This is a genomic window from Streptomyces varsoviensis, assembly GCF_000718635.1.
Lineage (GTDB): Bacteria > Actinomycetota > Actinomycetes > Streptomycetales > Streptomycetaceae > Streptomyces > Streptomyces varsoviensis.
In genome coordinates this window covers 1-22,922 of the sequence record NZ_JOBF01000047.1, presented here as the reverse complement: position 1 = coordinate 22,922, position 22,922 = coordinate 1, and the positions used below count along the sequence as shown (strand labels likewise).

Below are 22,922 nucleotides of genomic sequence, written 5' to 3'. Positions count from 1 at the left end.
GCGCACGGCACTCCGCCCCCCGCCCCCGGTGTGCACGCCGCTGCCACGATGCTCGCCGGGCCCGGCGGTGGTGGGGCCGGTGGGCCGGGGGCGGCCGGGGCGGGGCCGATGGGGCCGCCGCCGCAGGGGCCGCCGGTGGCGGGCGTGGCGCCGCCGCCCGGTGCGTACGGGTATCCGCCGCAGCCGCCCACCGGGCAGCCGACCGTGGGCCCGGGCTATATGGCGGTGCTCCGCTACCGGGCCCAGGACGGTTCCGAGCAGCAGCTCATCCGGCGCAGCGCGCCCGGTACGCCGCACCCGGAGTGGCAGATCCTGCACGAGCTGCGCGCGATGAACGTGCCGCCGCAGCAGGTGCTGGAGCTGCACACCGAGTTGGAGTCCTGCGACCTGCCGGGCGGCTACTGCGCCCGTATGGTCCGGGAGACCTGGCCGCAGGTGCGGGTGAGCCACACCGCCGCGTACGGGCGTGACCACGCGACGCGGCAGCAGGGCGTACGGCATCTCGTCGAGCACCAGGGCGAGCTGCACCAGGTCGCCGACGGTCCGGCGCGGCCCGCGCCGAACCGGGCGCCGCTGCCGCTCCCCGGCCAGGTGCAGGCCGCGCCGCCGATTCCGCCGGAGGGGATCGCGCAGGAGCTGCTGCAGGCGTTCGGGCCGCAGGGCGTCTTCCGGTTCGACCAGCGGGCGGTGTCGCGGCAAGGGGTGCCGGAGGTCGTGGCGCAGACGCTCGTACGGGCGGGGCTGCCGTTCGACTTCGGTCCGTTCTTCTGGGCGCAGGCGCAGCCGGGACGGCCGGTGCCGACGCTGGCGGAGCTGGCGGCGGAGCGCGGGGTGCGGTCGGCGCCGGACTCGGGTTCGTACCTGGTGATGGGCAGTGATTTCGGGCGGCAGTTGTGCGTGCAGTACGGCACGGCGCACATCGTCGCGGTGCCGGTCGAGGCGGGTGCGGACGGGCAGGCGGTGGCGCCGCAGTTCGTGAACAGCGGGCTGCCGGAGTTCGTGCGCTGCCTGGCGATGCTGGGGCGGATGTGGCGGCTGCGGTACGGGTTGACGCCTGAGCAGGCGGGCCGCTGGACGGTGGACTTCCAGGCGCAACTGGCGGCGCTGGACCCGGCCGCGCTGTCGTCGCCGGAGAACTGGTGGTCGGTCCTGCTGGAGCAGATGTGGGACGGGCTGTTCTGACCGGCCGTCACCTGAACGAGGCGTTCGACCTGCGGTATCGGTCGGGCGCCTCGATTCTTTCCCTATGGGCACCCCCGAGCCGCCGCAGCCCGGCAGCACCACGCTGTACCGGTCGGGGCGCGGTCGGCGAGGACGGCGTGAAGGACGCCAGTGGCGCGGTTGGCGCAGGCCCCGGCGGGACGGGGATCGGCGGGACGGGGGCCGGGGGAGCGGGGCCCGGCCGCCGGGGCGGATGAGCTGGCCGAAGCGGATTCTGGTGTCGGTGCTGGCGCTGGTGGTGCTGTTCATCGCCTTCGTGGCGGGGCTCTACCTCTGGGCGGGCACCCAGACGCACACGGTCGCCGCGCTCGCCGGGTACGCGGGCCGTCCGGCGGCCGGCAAGGGCACGGACTGGCTGCTGGTCGGCTCCGACAGCCGCGCGCACCTGACCGCGCGGCAGCGCCGCGAACTGCACGTCGGCAACGACAAGGGCCTCAACACCGACACGGTCATGATGCTGCACTACGGCGACAGCGGCCCGTACCTCGTGAGCCTGCCGAGGGACTCGTACGTGCCGATCCCGGGGCACGGCACGAACAAGATCAACGCGGCGTACGCGCTGGGCGGGCCGAAGCTGCTGACGCGGACCGTGGAGCAGGCGACGGGGCTGCGGATGGGCCACTACGCCGAGGTGAACTTCCTCGGCTTCGTCGACCTCGTCAACACGCTGGGCGGTGTGCGCCTCTGTCTTCCCGAGCCGCTGCGCGACGAGAGGTCCGGCGCCGACTTCGGCCGCGGATGCCACGACATGAACGGCACGCAGGCGCTCGCCTACGTCCGCGCCCGGTACCGCGATCCACGCGGTGACCTGGGACGGGTCGAGCGGCAGCAGCGGTTCTTGGGCGCGGTCGCGGACCGGACGCTCGGCGCGTCCGTCCTCCTCAACCCGTTCCGTCTGGTGCCCGTGGTGGACGCGGGGCTGTCGGCGCTCACTGTCGACGAGGGTACGGGCGTGTGGGATCTGGGCAGGATGGGCTGGTCGATGAAGCGGATCGCGGACGGCGGGGGGCGGAGCGTGACGGTGCCGGTCGCCGGCTCCGGTCAGGAGCGGCCCGGCGCGGGTGACGTGCTGGTCTGGGACGAGGCAGGAGCGCGCCGGCTCTTCGACGCGCTGCGTGCCGACAGGCCGATTCCGACTTCTGGCACCAATTGACGCATCCTTGACTGGTGGGTAGGGCGGAGTGTCGCGGTATGGGCGCTTCGGCCGATCCACAAGGATGTGCGCCGGACCGCGTTGCATGCCGGACAAGAGGGGCTTGAAGGATGAGTGCATCGATGTCTCCCCACGGTTTCGCTGTAGTGCGGGGCCGCGGGTACCGGACCGAACAGGTCGACCGCGCGCTCGGCGAAATCTCCCACGAGCGCGACACGGCCTGGGAACGGGCCGCCCGGCTGACCGTACTCGCCAAGGAGATGGAGGCCGAGGCGGAACGCCTGCGCGAGGTCGTCGCCAACCTCGCCCCGCAGACCTACGAGAGCCTCGGCGGCCGGGCCGCGGACCTCCTCGCCATCGCCGACGGCGAGGCCACCGCGGTGCGCGAGAGCGCCGAGGCGGCGGCCGCCGAACTGAGCGGTTCCGCCGCCGACCACGCCCGCACGGTCCAGGAGGCCGCCGCCGCGTACTCCGCGTCCGTACGGGCCGAGGCCGAGGAATGGGCCGAGGAGGCCACCGCCGCCGCCCAGCGCATCGCCGACGACCTGCGGGCCGAGGTGCGCCGGGAGGTCGAGGCCCGGCGCGCCGAGTCCCTTCAGGCGCTCAAGGACATGCGGCAGCGCACCGCCGAGACCATCGCCGAGCAGGAGAAGGACCACTCCGAGCGGTGGGACGCGGCGGGCCGTGAGCTGGCCGGGCACGAGGCGGACATGGACGCCCACATCATGGATCTGGAGGAGCGCGGGCGGCGGGTGCTGGCCGAGGCGCAGCGCGCGTACGCGGAGGTCGAGGAGGCGGCCCGGCACGGCCAGGAGGACGCCGAGGCGCAGGCCGAGTCCCTGGTGACGCGGGCCCGGATGCGGGCCGAGCGCGTGGAGCGGGAGACGCAGCGGGTGCTGCGCGAGCACGAGGAGCAGCGCGACGAACTGCGGGCCCACATGGTCCACGTCCGCAGCAGCCTCGCCGCGCTGACCGGCAAGGCGGTCGCGGACCCCGACCCCGCCGACACCGCCGGCCCGCCCGAGACCGGCACGGTCCCGGCCCCGGCGCCCGCGCCCAGCTCGGAGTCCTGACGGGGGCGGGCGGAAGGGTTTGCGGACGTACGTACGGGGTGCGGGGCGTAGGACCGTACGGGCCGGGGCGCGAGGCATACGACCGTACGAGCCGGAGCGAGCGGGCGCGGGGCGTACGGTCGTGCCGGCCGGGGCGCGCGTACGTCCGTACGCCCTCTCCGCCCGCGAAGCCCCCACGCGGCCCCGGTTTATATCGGCCTCGTCGACTAATAGTCCGCCCGTCAGCTCGTACGTTATGGCGCGTGGTTTTCGGCTCGTACGTTGTGGCGCGTACGTGCCGTATGGGGCCGGCCGTCAGTTCTCCTCCTCTGTCCGTATCGGGAAGCGGCGCGGGGCGAGGAGCAGGAGGGTGAGGAGCGCGACGAGGGCGGCGCAGCCGGCGCCCAGGTAGACGTGGTCGACGGTGGTGGAGACCGCGTGGCGCAGGTAGTCGGTGGCGCGGGCGGTGAGGGCCGCGGGGTGGCTCAGGGCGTGGGCGACGGAGTCGAGGTCGTCCGGTAGGCCGGGCCGTATCGCGGCGGGGGCGCCGGCGAGCCGCCCGGCGAGCGTGGCGTTGGCGACGGCGCCGAAGAGGGCCGCGCCGACGCTCTGGCCGACCTGGCGGCAGAAGAGGATCGAGGCGGTGGCGGTGCCGCGTTCGGACCAGCCGACCGAGGACTGCACGGCGATGATCAGGGGGAGCTGGAAGAGGCCGAGGGCCGCGCCGAGGGCCAGCATGAGGAGCGCGGGCTGCCAGGCCGCGCCGCGGTAGGGGAGCAGCGGGAACGCGAGGAGGACGAGAGCGGCGCAGCCCATGCCGATGAGGGCGCAGTCGCGGAAGCCGGTGCGGGTGTAGACGCGGCTGCTCAGGGCGGAGGAGATGGGCCAGCTCAGGGTCATCACGGACAGCACGAACCCGGCGGCGACGGGGCCGAGGCCGAGGACCGACTGCGCGTAGGTGGGCAGGAAGACGGTGGGCGCGATCATCAGGAGGCCGAGGGCGCCGAGGGAGAGGTTGACGGCGGAGATGGTGCGGCGGCGCCAGACCCAGCCGGGGATGATCGGTTCCGTGGCGCGGCGTTCGATGGCGACGGTGGCGGCGGCGCACAGGACGCTGCCGGCGAAGAACGCGGCGGAGGGCGCGGAGAGCCAGGGCCAGGCGACGCCGCCCTGGACGAGCGCGGTGAGCAGCAGTCCGCCGCAGGCGAAGATGGCGAGCGCGCCGGGCCAGTCGACGCGCGGGCGGGCGGCGCGGGCGCGCTGGGGCTCGCGGAGGTGGCGGATGACGAGCCAGAGGGCGACGGCGCCGATGGGCAGGTTGACGAGGAAGATCCAGCGCCAGTCCGCGTAGCCGGCGAGCATGCCGCCGAGGGCGGGGCCGGCGACGGCGGAGACGGCCCAGACGGTGGAGAGCTTGGCCTGGATCTTGGGGCGCTCCTTCAGTGGGTAGAGGTCGGCGGCGACGGTCTGGACGGTGCCCTGGAGGGCGCCGCCGCCGAGCCCTTGGAGCACGCGGAAGGCGATGAGGGCGGCCATGTTCCACGCGGCGGCGCACAGCAGTGATCCGCCGAGGAAGACGATCATGCCGACGACGAGGACGGGTTTGCGGCCGAAGGTGTCGGAGAGCTTGCCGTAGACGGGCAGGGTGACGGTGACGGCGAGCAGGTAGCCGGAGAACAGCCAGGAGAAGACGGAGAAGCCGCCGAGGTCCCCGACGATCTGCGGGATGGCGGTGGAGACGATGGTGCCGTCGATGGCGGCGAGGGCCATCGCGAGCATCAGGGCGGCGGCCACCGGGGCGCGTCTGCTGGGGGACGGGGTGGTGGCCGCCTCGGGTATCGCCGATTCCGCGCGCCGTTCGGTGCCGCTCACCGTGCCCCCTCCGTCGAACCGCTAGTCCGTGTACGACCCACACTTCCACTTGGGGGCGGGGCGCGGTAGCGGGTATCGGAGGCAGTCAGAGCACGGGAGGCGTACGTTCCGCCGGGCGCGGCCCCGGGGCGACCCTGAGGCCCGGGTCGTCCGCAAGGCGTGGCCCCCTAGGGGAAGTTACTCAATTGCGCTGATTCCGCGTTCGTACCGGCGGAGGACGAGCGGGGCAGCGGGGGTTCATAGCCTGTTTGACGAGCGGCCCGACCTGGGCGGCTCCCGTGGCCGTCGGCGGCGTGCGGGGCGGGGGGCGGCGGTAGCACCCGGTGGGGGTAGTGCCTGTACCACCGGCAGGAGGCGTACGGGCACCATCGTGCGCCCCCTGTGATGCGAGCACGCTGGGGTACGGACGCCGGGCGCCGGACGCACCGAAACGGGCCACTGAAACGGCCTACTGAAGCGGCCGTGTGAAGCGGCCGTCGGAAATGGTCGTCCGAAGCGGCCGTCGGAGACGGCCATCTGAGTCGGCGTATCAGAACGAGGAGACTGATTGTGACAACGGCTGTATCGATTCCCAGGACCGGGGGCGGCGGAAGGCGTACGGCCGTTGCGGCGAGCGCGCGGCAGGTCACCAAGGCGTACGGCACCGGCGAGACGCGGGTCGTCGCGCTCGACAGCGTGGACGTGGACATCGCCCGCGGGCGATTCACGGCCATCATGGGCCCGTCCGGCTCCGGCAAGTCGACGCTGATGCACTGCCTCGCCGGGCTCGACACCGTCACCTCCGGGCAGATCTGGCTCGACGAGACGGAGATCACCGGGCTCAAGGACAAGAAGCTGACGCAGTTGCGGCGGGACCGGATCGGCTTCATCTTCCAGGCGTTCAACCTGCTGCCGACGCTCAACGCGATCGAGAACATCACGCTGCCGATGGACATAGCGGGCCGCAAGCCGGACCGCGCGTGGCTGGAGTGCGTCGTGGCGACGGTCGGGCTGGCCGGGCGGCTCAAGCACCGGCCGAACCAGCTCTCCGGCGGCCAGCAGCAGCGGGTCGCCGTGGCCCGCGCGCTCGCCGCCCGGCCCGAGATCATCTTCGGCGACGAGCCGACCGGGAACCTCGACTCACGGGCCGGCGCCGAGGTGCTGGGCTTCCTGCGGCGCTCCGTCGACGAGCTGGGCCAGACCATCGTGATCGTCACGCACGACCCGGTGGCGGCCTCGTACGCGGACCGCGCGCTGTATCTGGCCGACGGCTCGATCGTGGACGAGATGGTCGACCCGACCGCCGAGATGGTGCTGGACCGGATGAAGGCGTTCGACGCGCGGGGACGGGTGTCGTGACCGTTCTCAAGACCTCGCTGCGCAACTTCCTCGCGCACAAGGGGCGCATGGCGCTCTCCGCCGTCGCCGTCCTGCTGTCGGTGGCGTTCGTGTGCGGCACGCTCGTCTTCACCGACACCATGAACGCGACCTTCGACAAACTCTTCAACACCACCACCTCCGACGTCAGCGTCCAGCCGAAGGACGCGGAGGACGACAAGGACGCGCAGCGCACCGGCCGTCCGGAGACGGTCCCCGCGAGCCTGGTCGAACAGTTGCGGAAGGTCGAGGGCGTACGGTCGGCGGTCGGCTCGGTCTCCACCGACAAGGTCACCCTGACCGACGCCAAAGGCGACAGCATCAGCCCGACCACCGGGGCGCCCACCATCGCCGGCGACTGGGGCGACGACGAGAAGAAGAAGATGGAGATCGTCAAGGGGCATGAGCCGCGCGGCCCCACCGACTCCCTCATCGACGCCGACACTGCCGACAAGAACGGCATCGAACTCGGCGACCGCATCAAGACCATCACCGCGTCCGGCACCATCGAGACGACCGTCACCGGCATCGCCGCGTTCAAGAGCACCAACCCCGGCGCCGCCATCGTCGACTTCGACTCCGCCACCGCCCGCGGCCACCTCCTCGGGTCGGCCGCCGCCTACTCCGAGGTCCAGCTCACCGCCGCCGACGGCGTCAGCGACGAACAGCTCAAGAAGGCCGTCGTCGGGGCCCTGGGCGGCGACTACAAGGTGCAGACGAAGGAGGAGAGCGTCAAGGACGCCGCCGCGCAGGTGGGTTCGTTCCTCGACGTGCTGAAGTACGCGATGCTCGGCTTCGCCGGGATCGCCGTCCTCGTCGGCGTCTTCCTCATCGTCAACACCTTCTCCATGCTGGTCGCCCAGCGCACCCGCGAGATCGGCCTGATGCGGGCGATCGGCTCCAGCCGCAAGCAGGTCAACCGGTCCGTGCTCGTCGAGGCCCTGATGCTCGGCGTCGTCGGCTCCGTCCTGGGTATCGCGGCGGGCGTCGGGCTCGCGGTGGGGCTCATGAAGGTCATGGGCACCGTCGGGATGAAACTCGACACCTCCGAACTGACCGTCAAGGCCACCACCCCCCTCATCGGCCTCGCGCTCGGCGTCATCGTCACCGTCGTCGCCGCCTACCTCCCGGCGCGCCGGGCGGGGAGGGTCTCCCCGATGGCCGCGCTGCGCGACGCCGGGACCCCGGCGGACGGCGCCGCGGGCCGCGTACGGGCCGCCGTCGGCCTGCTCCTCACCGCGGTCGGCGCGGCCGCACTCATCGGCGCCGGACGGGCCGACGAGGCCGCCCAGGGCTCCCTGCTGCTGGGCGTGGGCGTGCTCTGCACCCTCGTCGGGTTCGTGGTCATCGGCCCGCTGCTGGCCGGTTTCGTGGTGCGGCTGCTCAGCGCCGTCGTCCTGCGCGTCTTCGGGCCGGTGGGACGGATGGCCGAGCGCAACGCGCTGCGCAACCCGCGCCGTACGGGGGCCACGGGCGCCGCCCTGATGATCGGGCTCGCCCTGGTGGCCTGCCTGTCGGTCGTCGGCTCCTCGATGGTCGCCTCGGCCACCGACGAGCTGGACAAGACGGTCGGCGCGGACTACATCGTCCAGTCCGACACCGGGCAGCAGATCACCCCGGCGGCGGAACGGGCCGTCCAGGAGACACCGGGCCTGACGCACACGTCCCGCTACAAGAACGTCACCGCGCGGATCACCTCGCCCGACGGGAAGACCGTCAAGGACGAGCTGGCCGCCGCCGACCCGACGTACGCGCGGGATCTGAAGACCGAGACGGTCCAGGGCGACCTGTCGGCCGCCTACCGTCCCGATTCGATCTCCGTGGGCGAGGACTACGCCAAGGACCACGGCATCAAGATCGGCGACAAGCTGGGCGTCGCCTTCGCGGGGGGACGCACCGCCCAGCTCACGGTGCGCGCCATCACCTCGGGCGACAGCGCACTGGGCGGCGGCGCGAAGTACCTCGCCATCGCGACCGTCCAGCGCTACCTGCCGGCGGACAAACTGCCGCTGAGCCAGATGATGCTCGCCTCGGCCAAGGACGGCCAGGAGAAGGAGGCGTACAGCGCGCTCAAGGCCAAGCTGCACGACTACCCGCAGTACAAGGTCCGCGACCAGGCCGACTACAAGAAGACCCTGGAGGACCAGATCGGGCAACTGCTGAACCTGGTCTACGGGCTGCTGGCGCTCGCGATCATCGTCGCGGTGCTGGGCGTCGTGAACACCCTCGCCCTCTCCGTCGTCGAGCGCACCCGCGAGATCGGCCTGATGCGCGCCATCGGCCTCTCCCGCCGCCAGATGCGGCGCATGATCCGTCTCGAATCGGTGGTCATCGCCCTCTTCGGCGCGCTCCTCGGCCTCGGCCTCGGCATGGGCTGGGGCGCCACGGCCCAGAAACTGCTGGCCCTGCAAGGCCTCGGCGTGCTGGAGATCCCGTGGCCCACCATCGGCGCCGTCTTCCTCGGCTCCGCCGTGGTGGGGCTGGTCGCGGCGCTCGTACCGGCTTTCCGCGCGGGCCGGATGAACGTGCTCAACGCCATCGCCACGGAGTGAGGCGCGGCGGCGCGGCCCGTGCGCCGAGGTGGCGGCCGACCGCGAGGAGCGGCGGGCCGGGCGGTGCGGCGGTGCAGGGGCCGCGCGCGGGAGGCGGCAGGCCGGCGGTGCGGCGGCCGGTCGCGGGGCTCGGCCAGTCGCACGGCACGACCGCGCGTACGGTCCGGCCGGCCGCACCGTACGACCAGGAGACTCCCCGCGCCGGGCCGGCGGCCGGGTGCGGGGGAGGCGGGCCCACGGGGGATACGGGCCCGCGGAAGGAAGGGCCCGTCGGGGGCGGGCCCCAGGGGGGTACGGGCCACGGGGGACGAGGGCCCGAGGGGGCGGGGCGAGGGGGGCCGCGCGTCCGCCCGGACCGAACGCGGGTCCGGGTGGACGACTGTCCCGCCTCCCTTCACGGACCGGTCCGGGCGCATCGCGGGGGAGCGCGTCCGGGCCGGTCCCGCGTGTGCCTGTCGGTGGCCCGTCGTAGGCTGGAGAACCCCGGCACGTTCGACGTGTCGGGCGGTTCGCGTTGTCCACCCCCACTCACTCACCCCGTATTGAGCCCACCCCCCGGGACGGAAGCCTCCATGAGTCTGCACGGCCTGCTCGACGCAGTCGTCAAAGATCCGGCGCTCGCCGAAGCGGTGAAGGCCGCGGCCGACGGCAACCGGCCCCACCTCGACCTGGTCGGTCCGCCCGCCGCGCGCCCCTTCACCATCGCGGCGCTGGCCCGCAACGGAACGGGCGACGGCGGAGCGGGCCGCGACGGCGGCAAGGCCGGCGGGGGCGCGCACCGCACCGTGCTGGCGGTCACCGCCACCGGCCGCGAGGCCGAGGACCTGGCCTCGGCGCTGCGCTCGCTGATGCCGGCGGGCCGGCAGGACGCGGTGGTGGAGTACCCCTCGTGGGAGACCCTGCCGCACGAGAGGCTCTCCCCGCGCTCGGACACCGTCGGCCGCCGCCTCGCGGTGCTGCGCAGGCTGGCCCACCCGAGCCAGGACGACCCGGCGGCCGGCCCCGTGAGCATCGTCGTCGCGCCCGTACGGTCCGTGCTCCAGCCACAGGTCAAGGGGCTCGGCGAACTGGAACCGGTCAGCCTGCGCAGCGGACAGAGCGCCGACCTCGAAGAGGTCGTGGACGGGCTGGCGGCGGCCGCGTACGCGCGGGTGGAACTGGTCGAGAAGCGCGGCGAGTTCGCCGTGCGCGGCGGAATCCTCGATGTGTTCCCGCCGACCGAGGAACACCCGCTGCGGCTGGAGTTCTGGGGCGACGAGGTCGAGGAGATCCGCTACTTCAAGGTCGCCGACCAGCGGTCCCTGGAGGTCGCCGAGCACGGGCTGTGGGCCCCGCCGTGCCGTGAACTGCTGCTGACCGAGGACGTGCGGCAGCGGGCCGCCGCCCTCGCCGAGGACCACCCGGAGCTCGGCGAACTGCTCGGCAAGATCGCCGAGGGGATCGCCGTCGAGGGCATGGAGTCCCTGGCCCCCGTCCTGGTCGACGACATGGAACTGCTGCTGGACGTGCTGCCGGCTGGCAGCATGACGGTGGTCTGCGATCCGGAACGGGTCCGCACCCGCGCGGCCGATCTCGTCGCCACCTCGCAGGAATTCCTCCAGGCGTCCTGGGCGGCCTCCGCCGGCGGCGGCGCGGCCCCCATCGACGTGGGCGCGGCGTCCCTGTGGGGCATCGCGGACGTCCGCGACCACGCCCGCGACCTGGGCATGATGTGGTGGACGGTCAGCCCCTTCGCCGCCGACGAGGAACTGGACGACGACACCCTGGGGCTGGGCATGCACGCCCCCGAGGTCTACCGCGGCGACACCGCCCGCGCCCTCGCCGACACCAAGGGCTGGCTGGCCGACGGCTGGCGCACGGTCTTCGTCACCGAGGGCCACGGCCCCGCCGCCCGTACCGTGGAGGTCCTCTCCGGCGAGGGCATCCCCGCCCGGCTGGCCGCCCCCGACGGCGAGACGGGCGAGCTCGCGCAGCTCACCCCGTCCGTGGTGCACGTGGCGTGCGGCTCCATCGAGCACGGCTTCGTCGACCCCGGCCTGAAGCTGGTGGTGCTGACCGAGACGGACCTGTCGGGGCAGCGGGCCGCGGCCCGGGAACTGGGCCGGATGCCGGCCCGCCGCCGCAAGACCATCGACCCGCTCACCCTCCAGCCCGGCGACTTCATCGTCCACGAACAGCACGGCGTGGGCCGCTACGTGGAGATGGTCCAGCGCACCGTGCAGGGCGCCACTCGCGAGTACCTGCTGGTCGAGTACGCGCCCGCGAAGCGCGGCCAGCCCGGCGACCGGCTCTTCGTGCCGACCGACCAGTTGGAACAGATCACCAAGTACGTGGGCGGTGAGGCCCCCACCCTGCACCGGCTCGGCGGCGCCGACTGGACCAAGACCAAGGCGCGCGCGAAGAAGGCCGTCAAGGAGATCGCCGCCGACCTGATCCGGCTCTACTCCGCGCGGATGGCCGCCCCCGGCTACACCTTCGGCCCGGACACGCCCTGGCAGCGCGAACTGGAGGACGCCTTCCCCTACGCGGAGACGCCCGACCAGCTCACGACGATCGCCGAGGTCAAGGAGGACATGGAGAAGTCGGTCCCGATGGACCGGCTGATCTGCGGCGACGTCGGTTACGGCAAGACCGAGATCGCGGTGCGGGCGGCCTTCAAGGCCGTGCAGGACGGCAAGCAGGTCGCTGTGCTCGTACCGACGACGCTGCTGGTGCAGCAGCACTTCGGCACCTTCACCGAGCGCTACGGCCAGTTCCCCGTCAATGTCCGGGCCTTGTCCCGCTTCCAGACCGACAGCGAGGCGAAGGCGGTGCTGGAGGGGCTTCGCGACGGCACCGTCGACCTGGTCATCGGCACGCACCGGCTGTTCTCCTCCGAGACGAAGTTCAAGGACCTGGGCCTGGTCATCGTCGACGAGGAGCAGCGGTTCGGCGTCGAGCACAAGGAGCAGCTCAAGAAGCTCCGCGCCAACGTGGACGTGCTCACCATGTCGGCGACCCCCATCCCCCGGACGCTGGAGATGGCCGTCACCGGCATCCGCGAGATGTCCACGATCACCACCCCGCCGGAGGAGCGCCACCCGGTGCTGACCTTCGTCGGCCCGTACGAGCAGAAGCAGATCGGCGCGGCCATCCGCCGCGAACTGCTCCGCGAGGGCCAGGTCTTCTACATCCACAACCGCGTCGAGTCCATCGACCGCGCCGCCGCCCGGCTGCGGGAGATCGTTCCGGAGGCCCGCATCCAGACCGCCCACGGCCAGATGGGCGAGTCCCAGTTGGAACAGGTCGTCGTCGACTTCTGGGAGAAGAAGTTCGACGTCCTGGTCTCGACGACCATCGTGGAGTCGGGCATCGACATCTCCAACGCCAACACCCTCATCGTGGAGCGCGGCGACAACTTCGGCCTCTCCCAACTGCACCAGTTGCGCGGCCGCGTCGGCCGCGGCCGCGAGCGCGGCTACGCCTACTTCCTGTACCCGCCGGAGAAGCCCCTCACCGAGACGGCCCACGAACGGCTCGCCACCATCGCCCAGCACACCGAGATGGGCGCCGGCATGTACGTCGCCATGAAGGACCTGGAGATCCGCGGCGCGGGCAACCTGCTCGGCGGCGAACAGTCCGGGCACATCGCCGGCGTCGGCTTCGACCTGTACATGCGCATGGTCGGCGAGGCCGTCGCGGACTACCGCGCCTCCCTCGACGGCCAGGAGCAGGAGGAGGCCCCGCCGGAGGTGAAGATCGAACTGCCGGTCGACGCCCACGTGCCACATGACTACGCCCCGGGTGAACAACTGCGCCTCCAGGCATACCGGTCCATCGCCTCCGCGACCTCCGAGGAGGACATCAAGGCCGTCCGCGAGGAACTCACCGACCGATACGGCAAACTGCCGGAACCCGTCGAGAACCTCCTGCTCGTCGCCGGCCTGCGCATGCTCGCCCGCGCCTGCGGCGTCGCCGACATCACCCTCCAGGGCTCCAACATCCGCTTCGGCCCGGTGGAACTGCGCGAGTCCCAGGAACTGCGCCTCAAGCGGCTCCACCCCCGCGCCGTCATGAAGCCGGCCACCCGCCAGATCCTCGTCCCCCGCCCGACCACGGCCCGCATCGGCGGCAAGCCGCTGATGGGCCGTGAACTACTGGCGTGGACGGGAGAATTCCTCACCACCGTCGTCGGCTCCTGACTACTCGTCACCTGGCTGTTGTCGTGGGTTGGCGGCCATGGGGCTTCGTGGCCGTGGGCTGGTAGCGGTGGGCTCGCGACTACGGGCCCGTAGCTACGGCGTCTGTAGTTGTGTGTTCATAGCCGTGGGTTCGCAGGGGCGGCTGCCGGGCAGCCTTGGAAAGTGATGGCACCCGCCCCCGTTCTGTAGCCAGGGGCGGCGGTCTGTCCGTTTTAGGATCTTGCGGGGCGCGGGTGCGCCCCGCTTTCAGCCGCCGATCCCAGAGTGGATGTTCCCTGCCGTGAAGAGTTTTCCGCTGCCCTCCCGCCACCGCTCCCGTCGTATCCACCGCCTCGCCCTCGCCGGCACCGCGCTCGCCGGCGCCGCCATACTGACCGTCACCGGCTGTTCGCCGGACAAGGACGGCAGCAGCACCGACGACAAGTCCGACGCGAAGCCCGGCAGCGCCCTGACCGCCGTCTCCTCACTGAAGGTCAAGGCGAACGACACCATGGACGGTTACGCCCGCGACCGCTTCGGCCGCGCCTGGCTCGACACCGACGGCAACCACTGCGACACCCGCGACGACATCCTCAAACGCGACCTGACGAACGTGAAGTTCACCGACGGCCACTGCAAGGTCGCCTCCGGGACGCTCACCAAGGACCCGTACACCGGCAAGACCGTCCGCTACGAACGGGGTCACAGCAAGGTCGACATCGACCACGCCGTGGCCCTGTCGGACGCCTGGAAGACAGGCGCCCGCCAGTGGAAGCCGAGCAAGCGCATAGCCCTCGCGAACGATCCCCTCAACCTCATCGCCTCCGATTCCTCCGCCAACCGCCAGAAGGGCGACGGCGACACCGCCGCCTGGCTGCCCTCCAACCAGTCCTTCCGCTGCGAATACGTCGCCCTTCAGGTCGCCGTCAAGAAGAAGTACGGCCTCTGGGTCACCGCCGCCGAACGCGACGCCATGAAGAAGGTCCTCACCACCTGCCCCTCCACCAAGCTCCCCTCCGGCGGCAACCCCACCGAGGCCCCCGCCCGCTTCAAGGCGAAGTAACCCCGACGCCCGCCCTTTCGGACCCGGCGGCCCTCTCCGACCCGGCCCTCACCGGCCCGGCCGTTCCCGACCCGGCCGTTCCCGGCCGACCGCCTTAGGCTCGGCCGCCCCGGCTCGACCGGCAGACCCTGGGCGGGCGAGCCCTGGCCCGGCCGCCCCCGCCCGGACCGTCTCCGGCCTGACCGCCTCCTGGCTGGCAGCCTCGGCGCGGAGGCCTCCGACCTGGCGGCCCGGCCGGCGAGCGCCTGCTGCTGTGGTCCCCGCGTGGTGGCCTTGGGCCCGGTGGCTTCCGGGGTGAGGCCGTGTCAGGGCGAAGCCGTGGCGGCGGAGGGCGCGGCAGCGGCCGCGGGTGCCGGGGTGGGGGTGGCCCGCTGGAGCACGGCGTATCCGCCGTCGCCGCCGAGGTATGTGTAGGTCGTGCCCGGGTGCAGCCGCTGGGCCTCGTCGAGCAGTTCCGCCGGCGTTCTGGCCTGGTCGTTGCGCAGCGCCACATAGTCGGGCTGTATCCGGCCGGTTCCTCCTATCCAGAACACTCGGCAGCGGTCGGTGAGCCTGCTTATCGGACCGACGTTGGCCTCGACGGTCGCGTTGTCGGGAATGCGGTTCAGCAGCCGGTCGACGGCGTTGACCGCCGACGACTTCCGGTAGGTGGCGGCCTCGGTGAGGTCGGCCAGGGGCAGTGACGTGGTGAGGGCGAGCGCCGCGGCGGCCGCGGCCGCGGGTATGTGGTGCGCGTACGAGCGCAGCCACGCCCGCGGGCTCGCGTCCACCCCGGCGAGCGCGTCGACGAGGGCGATGAAGACGACGGGCATGAGCACCGCGCTGTAGTGCCAGTCGGTACCCCAGTAGTGGTCATCGTGGGACAGGAACCGCCAAGCCATCGTGGGCAGGGCCACGATCAGCAGCGGGGAGCGCAGTGCCAGCAGCCCGGTCGTGGGCAGCAGGATCCACAGCAGGGTGCGCAGGGCGGTGTCGAAGGGAATGGTGGCCATCGACCCGCCGTCGCCACTGAGCTTGTTCCAGTAGTCGTACGAGCCGCTGTTGTTGAACCCCGGAATGATCACCCCGAAGGTGATGATGGCCGCGGCGAGCCCGAAGGCGACGAGCCCGGCGGCCAGCGCGACCATGCGCGGACGCTCCTTGCCGCGGAGCCGCACCAGCATGACAGCCCCGATCGCCGCGGCGGTCAGCCCGAGGTCCTCCTTGACCAGGACGAGGGGGAGCGCCCACCAGACGGCGGCCCGCCAGCGCTGCCGCACGACGGCTTCCAGGGAGAAGGCGATCAGCGGCATCGCGAACGCGATCTCGTGGAAGTCGAATTCGACGGCCCGCTGGACGCCCCAGGAGAGCCCGAAGGCCAGCCCGATGGCGAGCCCGCGCTTTCGCCCCAGTATGTGGGCGGCGACGCGCGTCACGGGTATGGCGGCGACCGCGAACAGCGCCGCCTGTGCGACGAGCAGTGTCACCGGGGTGGGGAAGACCCGGTAGAAGGGTGCGAGGAGAGCGGTGACGGGACTGAAGTGGTCGCCGAGGATGTTGGTGCCGGGCCCCTTGAGGTCGGCGACCGGCGGTTGGAAGTGCGCGTAGGCTCGTATGGCCTGCTCGAAGATCCCGAGATCCCACGACATCGTCAGTAGCCGTCGATAGCGGCAGACGGAGAGTATGGCGAAGGCGATGAAGAGCGCGGCTGCTAGCCAGTACGGGTCCAGGCGCGGGTTGCGCAGGGCCGCGAAGCGCGTACCGGCGGCGGGCGCGGCCTCGGCCGTGCTGCGGCCGGGTGCTGCGACTGCTGCGGCCGTGTCCATGGGAGGTCCTTGTCTCGGGGTTTTGTGGGCCTTGCCCGGGGCACGAACCGAGATGTCGATCCGGGACGTTGGTCCAGGACGTCGATCCGGTACGCCGATCCGGGATGTCGAAAAGATACGCGAAGGGTGCGGGGCGGCTCGGACTCTGTCCATCGACGGACTGTCGTGACGCGCCGGTGTTCTCTGGTGTGAGTGATGGCGCTCGGGCCGCCGCTGGTTGCGGCCGGGCCTTTTCGAACGAGGGTGATTCCTCTTTCTTCCGTCTTCCTCTCCCTCCTCCGCCTCCGTTATCTCTCCACTCCCTCCTCTCTTTCTTTTCTCGATCTGCGTGCCTGCGCGTAGGTGTCCGCCGGCGAGGTTGGGTTCGATCCTGGCTCTGCCCCGCCCTGATCTTGTGTCGTTCTCGCGTCGCGCTCTCGTTCTTCTCTCCTTCTCTCCTTCTCTCCTCTCCTTCCGCACGTGGGCGGGAGCTCGTCGGGCTCGCGTGAGCTGATGGATCAATGGAAGCAGATGCCTGTGAACCGAGTCAACCATGTTCACTAGTTCGTGTGAGTTCACGCCCGTGAAGTCGGTTTCGCTGTTTCGGCGGGTAGGCTCTGTGTCACAACAGTTCTGACAGGTCATCTGGCCAGATCGGCCGAACCACGATCGTGAGAGGACGGGAGCGCATGCCGGAGAACGCAGCAGAGGTCACGGCGGCCGGTATCGCCCGGCTCGCCGGTGTGGGCCGCGCCGCCGTCAGCAACTGGCGCCGTCGCCACGACGACTTTCCGAAGCCCGTCGGTGGCACGGAGACGAGCCCGACCTTCGCGCTGAGTGCCATCGAACGATGGCTGCGTGACCAGGGAAAAGTCGGAGAGATCCCGCTGGGCGAGCGGGTCTGGCAGCAGATCGCGGGGCACCCGGCCGGAGCCGTGACCGCTCTCCGCCACGCGGGCTGCGTGCTCGTGCTCGTGCGCGAACAACCGGCGGAGTGGGCGGTACTCGCCGAGCTCACCGACCCCGAGCTGGCCGAGGTCCTGCCCCCGGCCCTCGACACCGCGCTGACCACCCGGCTCGGCAACCGGCACCCGGTCATCCCGCCCAGTCCGGTCGAGGTGGCCGCGTCCTCTCTTCTTCTGCGCGGGACCGCCGAGCTCGCCACCGGCCTCGGCACCCGGTCGGCCTACGAGTTCCTGCTCGGCCGGCACCTCGACGCCAACCCCCGGCAGTACACCCTCACCCCGTCCGCCCCCGCGGAACTGATGGCCGCCATCGCCGAATCCGGCCTCGACCGCGACGACGTACGCACCGTCTTCGACCCCGCGTCAGGTACGGGCAGCCTGCTGCGCGCCGCCGATACGAGCGGACCGCTGCACACGCGGGCCGTCTTCGCCCAGGAAGCCGACCCCGACCTCGCCGCGCTCAGCGCGCTGCGCCTCGCCCTGCACAGCACGGCCCAAGTGCGAGTGCGCGCCGGCGACAGCCTGCGCGCCGACGCGTTCTCGGAGCTGGAGGCGGACATCGTGCTGTGCCATCCGCCGTTCAACGAACGCAACTGGGGCCATGATGAGCTGGCCTACGACCCCCGGTGGGAGTACGGCTACCCGGCGCGCACCGAATCCGAGCTCGCCTGGGTCCAGCACGCGCTCGCCAGGTTGCGCACCGGAGGCACTGCCGTCCTGCTGATGCCCCCCGCCGCCGCCTCCCGTCGCTCCGGCCGCCGCATCCGCGCCGACCTCCTGCGCCATGGCGCGCTGCGCGCCGTCATCGCGCTGCCCGCGGGAGCCGCGCCGCCTTACGGCATCCCCCTGCACCTATGGGTGCTGCGCCGCCCCACCGCCCAACCCCTGCCCGCGCCGCACCTCTTGCTCATCGACACCGCGGACCTGGCGGCCACCAACCGCGACCAACTGCCCTGGCAGGCCGTGCGCACCGCGGTACTCGAAGCCTGGCAGGACTTCGACCGAACGGGAGCGGCCAAGGGAAGGCCCGGGGTCTGCCGCTCGCTGCCCGTCATCGAGGTTCTTGACGACGACGTCGACCTCGCTCCGGCCCGTCACCTCCCTCCGCCCACCGCGGGAGGCGGAGCCGCCGAACTGGCCGAGGTGCACGCTCGGCTCACCACCGCGCTACGGCGCACCTCAGGGCTCGCCCCCGACCCCGCCAGACCCCTCACCTCCGTCGAGGCCGCCATCTCCGGCCGCTGGTCCACCACCACCGTCGGCGAGCTGGCCCGCGCGGGCGCCTTGGTGGTGCGTGCCGGGGGGAGTGGTGCGAGCCCCGACCCGGCGGGCGCACCTCCGGTCCTGACCGACCACGACGTCATAGCGGGATCCGAACCGTCCGGCACGCTCCCCGAAGGAGCGGCCGAGGAGCCCATCCGGGTCGAGGAGGGCGACGTGGTGGTGCCAGTCCTCGGCGACGTCACCGTGGCCCGGGTCATCGACGCGGCGAGCGCCGGGGCAGCGCTCGGCCGTGGGCTGCACCTCCTGCGACCCGACCCGGCCACCCTTGATCCGTGGTTCCTCGCCGGGTTCTTGCGTGGCACCGCCAACCAACGGCAGGCGAGCAGCTACGCCTCCACCTCCACGCGGCTGGACGTCCGCCGGCTCCAACTACCGCGCATACCCCTGGCCGACCAGCGGCGCTACGGCCGCCGGTTCAAGTCCCTCGCCGCCTTCGAGGAATCGCTGAGGCTCGCCGCGCGCCTCGGTGAGCAGCTCGTACAGGGGCTGTACGACGGGCTGACGGACGGCACCGCGCGTCCTGAGTGATCGAGCGTCTTCGAGCCCAAGCACCGCCGACGTCGAGTGCTTCCGGCCCCGGGCCCCTGGCCCCGGCCTCGAACGGTTGGCCTCGGGCACCTCTGGCCTCAGGTGCCCGAGCAGGGGGTGGCTTGTGGGTGAGCGCCTGTGGTCGGGGCCTGTGGTCAGGGCTTGCGGCTGATACCTAGGGGCGTCCGGGGGTGGTGGCGGGCCTCGCCGAGGGGGCTCGGTGAGGGGCGGCGGCGGGTGGGAGCCGCGCGAGGGGGTTGGACGGGGACTGGGGAGGGGAGGGAGTGAGGCGATGGCGCAGAAGCCAGGAAGGGGGAGTAATCCGCGCGGAACGGCCCATAGCCGGAAGGCCGTTCTCCCTGTCACGCCGTCACCAGGGTGCCGTAACTCCGTTCGTACCCCAACCAGCCCGGAATCGTTGGTCGAATCAGTGGCCGGGGCCACGCGGACTCCCTAACATCGATCAACGCCAGCTCGACGCGACGGCCCGCCATCCGACCACCACCCCCTCCAGGAGGGGCTTCGCACGGCCCTTGTTATCAACGATCTTCGCCGGGAGGCTCCATGCACCGCCGCAGGACTGCGCTCGCCGTCTCCGCCGCCGCACTGTTGATCGCGGCCCCCATGCTCACCGCGTGCGGCTCCGCCCCGCATCCCGGCGCGGCCGCCGTCGTGGGGAAGGACCGGATCAGCGTGTCCCAGCTCCAGGCCCAGGTGGAGGACGTGCGGGACGCGCAGCGCGGTTCGCCGCAGGCCGAGCAGCTCGTCGCGGCCAGCCCGAGGCTGGGGCAGGACACCCTCATCCGCCTCATCCAGTACCGGATCGTGGACAAGGCCGCCAAGGACAACGGCGTCAGCGTCACCCGCCGCGAGGTGCAGCGGCAGCGCGCAGCGCTGGAGAACGCCAATGGCGGTGCGGAGGCGGTGCGGGCCAGGTTCCTGTCGCTGGGCGTCGCGCCCGACCAGATCGACGAGGCCATCAAGATGGACTACACGCGGGCCAAGCTGGACCAGCGGCTCGGGGCCGCCCGCACCAACCAGGTACTGATGGCGACGTCCAAGTCCATCGGGGTCGACGTCAACCCGCGCTACGGCCACTGGGACGCCAAGCGCGGTACCGCCCAGGCCGCCAGTGAGCCGTGGCTGCGCGCGGCCACGCCGGAACCTGAGCAGCGGATGTGAGCGTTCGCTTACGCTCGACAGCGTGAACGCTTCCGTGCCAGACAGCTCCTCCGACCGTTCCGACGATGCGGCACCGGGCCCGGCTCCGGCTCCGAGCCCGATCCCGGCTTCGGAGCGTGCCGCCGCTCCGGAGGGCGGGCCCGCCAGCGCCGCAGGTGGCACGGGCCCTGCGGGCGGCACGGGGCCCGCGAACAGGAGGGGGTTTGCGGGCGGCAGGGGGGCCGCGGGCGGCGCGGGGAATGTGGACGGTACGGGGCTTGAGGGGAGCCCTAGGGTTACGGAGGACACCTGGTCCGGCGACAGCTCCAGGCCCGAGAACGGTCTCGGGGACGGAGACAGCGCTGGGCCGGCTGGCGGCGACGGGGGCGAGGGCGGCCCTGGGCTCACGGGCGGGGGCGAGGCCCGGAGCAGCACCAGGGGTACGGGTGGTGCTGGGGGCGGAGTCGGGGGCGGCACCGCGGTCGCGGGTGGTGCAGGGCTCGTGGGGAGTGTTGTGGATGGAGGCGATGGGGGCGCAGTCGGTCGGATCGTCCTGCTGACCACCAGCCACCGGGTTGCCCCTGGCCTGCTGTCGTGGCCGGCCTGGCAGGTGTTGCGCGCGGCTGACCGGGTGCTGTGCGCCGATCCCGGTCACCCCCAGTTGCCGTATCTGGGGGAGGCCGGCGTCGAGGTCGAGCGGGCGGTGCCGGACGCCCGCGAGCTGGTCGACTACTGCCTGGGCGGTGGGCGCACCGCCGTGGTCATCACCTCCGCCGAGGGGGAGTCGGCGCTCACCGCCGGGCTCGCCCGGCTCGCGGGCTCCGGACGGGAGCGGATGCCCGCGCTGGAGCTGCTGCCCGGTTCGTACGACCTGCCGGGTGCGCGCCTCCTCGACCTGGTGCAGGTCATGGACCGGATCCGTCGGGCCTGCCCGTGGAGCGGCGTCCGTACGCACGAGGACCTCGCGAAGTACGCGGTGGAGGAGACGTACGAACTGCTGGAGGCCATCGAGGAAGGAGATAAGGAGGCGGTGCGCGAGGAGCTGGGCGATGTGCTGCTCCAAGTCGTCTTCCACGCGCGTATCGCCCAGGACGACCCGGACGAGCCGTTCGCCATCGACGATGTCGCGGGCACCATCGTCGACAAGCTCATCCACCGGCACCCACATGTCTTCGGCGCGGAGAGTGCGGAGAGCGCCGAGGATGTGCGGGAGCACTGGATGCGGACCAAAGCGATCGAGAAGCAGCGGGACTCGGTCACCGAGGGCGTACCGATCGGCCAGCCCGCCCTCGCGCTCGTCGCCAAGCTCGCCTCGCGGGCACGCGGGGCCGGGCTCGACGTCGGGGTGCCGACCGGCCCCGGCATCGGGTACGAACTGCTGGCCCTCGCCGTACGGGCCCAGGAGGAGGGGACGGAACCGGAGACGGCGCTGCGCGCCGCCGCCCGCACCTACCGCGACGCGGTTCGCTCCGCGGAGTCCGCCCCTACCACCGATTGAGCCCCGGCCCTGGCCGAGCCCCGGCCCTGGCCGAGCCCCGGCCCTGGCCGAGCCCCTGCCCCTGGCCGAGCCCCGGCCCTGGCCGAGCCCCTGCCCCTGGCCGGGCCCGCCGGCCCCGCCGGCCCCGACCGGCTCCCGTCTCCGGCCGAGGCCGCCCCGGCGGTTCCGCGTCCCGGCGGGGGCACCTCCCCTTGGCCGTGCCTTGTCCTGGCTGGTTCCTGTCTCCAGTTGAGTCCCCGCGCCGATTGGGCCCTGCGGCGGGCCTCGCCCAGGGCTGAGCCTCGTCTCCGGTCGAGGCCGCTGCCGGCTGGACCCCGGTCCGGCCAAGCACCCGTCTCGATTGGATCCCTGCGGCGGGCGTGGGCCTCCGCCTCCGATCGAGCCCCGGGGCGAGCCTGCGCCGGCTGAGCCTCGTCCAGGTCGAGGCCGCTACCGGTGGGCCCCTTCCTGACCAAGCCTCTGCCTCCGCTCGAGTCCCGCAGCGAGCGCCCGTCAGCCGAGCCCCGCCCAGGGCTGAGCCCCGCCCCCGGTCGAGACGGCCGTCGGCTGGGCTCTGTCCCGGCCAAGCCCCCGCCTCCGATCGAGTCCCGCGGTGCGTTTGCCAGCGGACACTCACCCCCCGGCCGAGCCTCGCCCCCGGCTGAGCCCCGTCGGCCGAGCCTCGCCCCCAGTAGAGGCTGCCGTCGGCTGGGCCCCAGCCCGGCCAAGGCCCCGCCCCAACTGTGCCCCGGCTCGATCGGGTCCTTGCCCCGATTGGGCCCCGGTCCGAGCGGTCCCTCGCCCCGATTGGGCCCCGGTCCGAGCGGGCCCCAGCCCCGACTGGGCCCCGGTCCGATCGGGCCCCAGCCCCGGCTGGGTCCCGCGGGCCGACCGGGTTCCCGCCCCGGCTGAGCCCCGGCTCCACCGGGCCCCAGCCCCGACGGGGCTCCGCAGCCCGATCGGGTCCTCGCCCCGACTGGGCCTCGATCCGACCGGACCCCGGCCCCGGCTGGGCGCCGCGGCCCCACCGGGCCCCAGTCTCTACTGGTCCCGCCTCAGCCCCGACTGAGCCCCGTGGCCCCACCCGGTCCCAGCCCCGACTGGGCCCGCCGCCCCCGCCCCGATCGGGTTCCCGCCCCGACCGAGCCCCGGCTCCACCGGGGCCCAGCCCGACTGAGCCCCGGCCCGACCGGCCCCCCACCCGACTGAGCCCCGGCCCGACCGCCCCCCCCCCCGACGGGCCCCGCCCCGCCCCCCGTTCGGGGCCCCGCCCCGATCGGGCCCTCGCCCAGGC

Annotated in this window: 12 protein-coding genes; 10 read left to right on the top strand and 2 right to left on the bottom strand. The window is 72.6% G+C overall.

What is annotated here, in order from left to right; genetic code table 11:
- From IF55_RS35255 to IF55_RS35245, 3 genes are all read left to right on the top strand, one after another.
- Positions 1-1,182 (top strand): SUKH-4 family immunity protein (locus IF55_RS35255; protein ID WP_048833103.1); only part of this gene is annotated, 1,182 nt, incomplete at its 5' end.
- Between the two features lie 232 nt (positions 1,183-1,414).
- On the top strand, positions 1,415-2,374 hold the full coding sequence (locus tag IF55_RS35250; protein WP_030892861.1) for an LCP family protein: 960 nt from the start codon (positions 1,415-1,417) through the stop codon (positions 2,372-2,374).
- Between the two features lie 122 nt (positions 2,375-2,496).
- Positions 2,497-3,447: a coiled-coil domain-containing protein gene (locus IF55_RS35245; protein WP_245661664.1), complete on the top strand. Its 951-nt coding sequence runs from the start codon at positions 2,497-2,499 to the stop codon at positions 3,445-3,447.
- 294 nt (positions 3,448-3,741) lie between these two features.
- On the opposite strand, the gene IF55_RS35240 is transcribed toward IF55_RS35245, so the two are convergent.
- On the bottom strand, positions 3,742-5,298 hold the full coding sequence (locus IF55_RS35240; RefSeq protein ID WP_063764093.1) for an MFS transporter: 1,557 nt from the start codon (positions 5,296-5,298) through the stop codon (positions 3,742-3,744).
- A 549-nt stretch (positions 5,299-5,847) separates the two neighbouring features.
- On the opposite strand from IF55_RS35240, the gene IF55_RS35235 reads away from it, so the two are divergent.
- The 4 genes from IF55_RS35235 to IF55_RS35220 all read left to right on the top strand — a co-directional run bounded on the left by IF55_RS35235 (position 5,848) and on the right by IF55_RS35220 (position 14,429).
- Positions 5,848-6,636 carry an ABC transporter ATP-binding protein gene (locus IF55_RS35235; RefSeq protein ID WP_030892854.1) on the top strand — a complete coding sequence of 263 codons (789 nt, stop codon included), beginning with the start codon at positions 5,848-5,850 and terminating at the stop codon, positions 6,634-6,636.
- Entirely contained in the window at positions 6,633-9,206 is a 2,574-nt protein-coding gene (locus IF55_RS35230; RefSeq protein WP_030892852.1) for an ABC transporter permease, read from the top strand. The genes IF55_RS35235 and IF55_RS35230 overlap by 4 nt, the downstream gene beginning before the upstream one ends.
- Before the next feature lie 572 nt (positions 9,207-9,778).
- On the top strand, positions 9,779-13,387 hold the full coding sequence (gene mfd, locus IF55_RS35225) for a transcription-repair coupling factor (protein ID WP_030892848.1): 3,609 nt from the start codon (positions 9,779-9,781) through the stop codon (positions 13,385-13,387).
- Between the two features lie 322 nt (positions 13,388-13,709).
- Positions 13,710-14,429 carry an HNH endonuclease family protein gene (locus IF55_RS35220; protein WP_030892847.1) on the top strand — a complete coding sequence of 240 codons (720 nt, stop codon included), beginning with the start codon at positions 13,710-13,712 and terminating at the stop codon, positions 14,427-14,429.
- 305 nt (positions 14,430-14,734) lie between these two features.
- Here IF55_RS35220 and IF55_RS35215 read toward each other — a convergent pair whose 3' ends face one another.
- Positions 14,735-16,234 (bottom strand): DUF2079 domain-containing protein, encoded by a 1,500-nt coding sequence (locus IF55_RS35215; RefSeq protein ID WP_048833100.1) that lies wholly within the window; start codon positions 16,232-16,234, stop codon positions 14,735-14,737.
- 668 nt (positions 16,235-16,902) lie between these two features.
- Here IF55_RS35215 and IF55_RS35210 point away from each other — a divergent pair.
- From IF55_RS35210 to IF55_RS35200, 3 genes are all read left to right on the top strand, one after another.
- Positions 16,903-18,990: an N-6 DNA methylase gene (locus IF55_RS35210; protein WP_030892843.1), complete on the top strand. Its 2,088-nt coding sequence runs from the start codon at positions 16,903-16,905 to the stop codon at positions 18,988-18,990.
- Between the two features lie 564 nt (positions 18,991-19,554).
- A complete protein-coding gene (locus IF55_RS35205; RefSeq protein WP_030892842.1) occupies positions 19,555-20,172 on the top strand; it encodes a SurA N-terminal domain-containing protein in 618 nt (205 codons plus the stop codon).
- Positions 20,173-20,653: 481 nt separating this feature from the next.
- Positions 20,654-21,649 (top strand): nucleoside triphosphate pyrophosphohydrolase, encoded by a 996-nt coding sequence (locus IF55_RS35200; RefSeq protein ID WP_048833099.1) that lies wholly within the window; start codon positions 20,654-20,656, stop codon positions 21,647-21,649.
- Positions 21,650-22,922 lie beyond the last annotated feature (1,273 nt).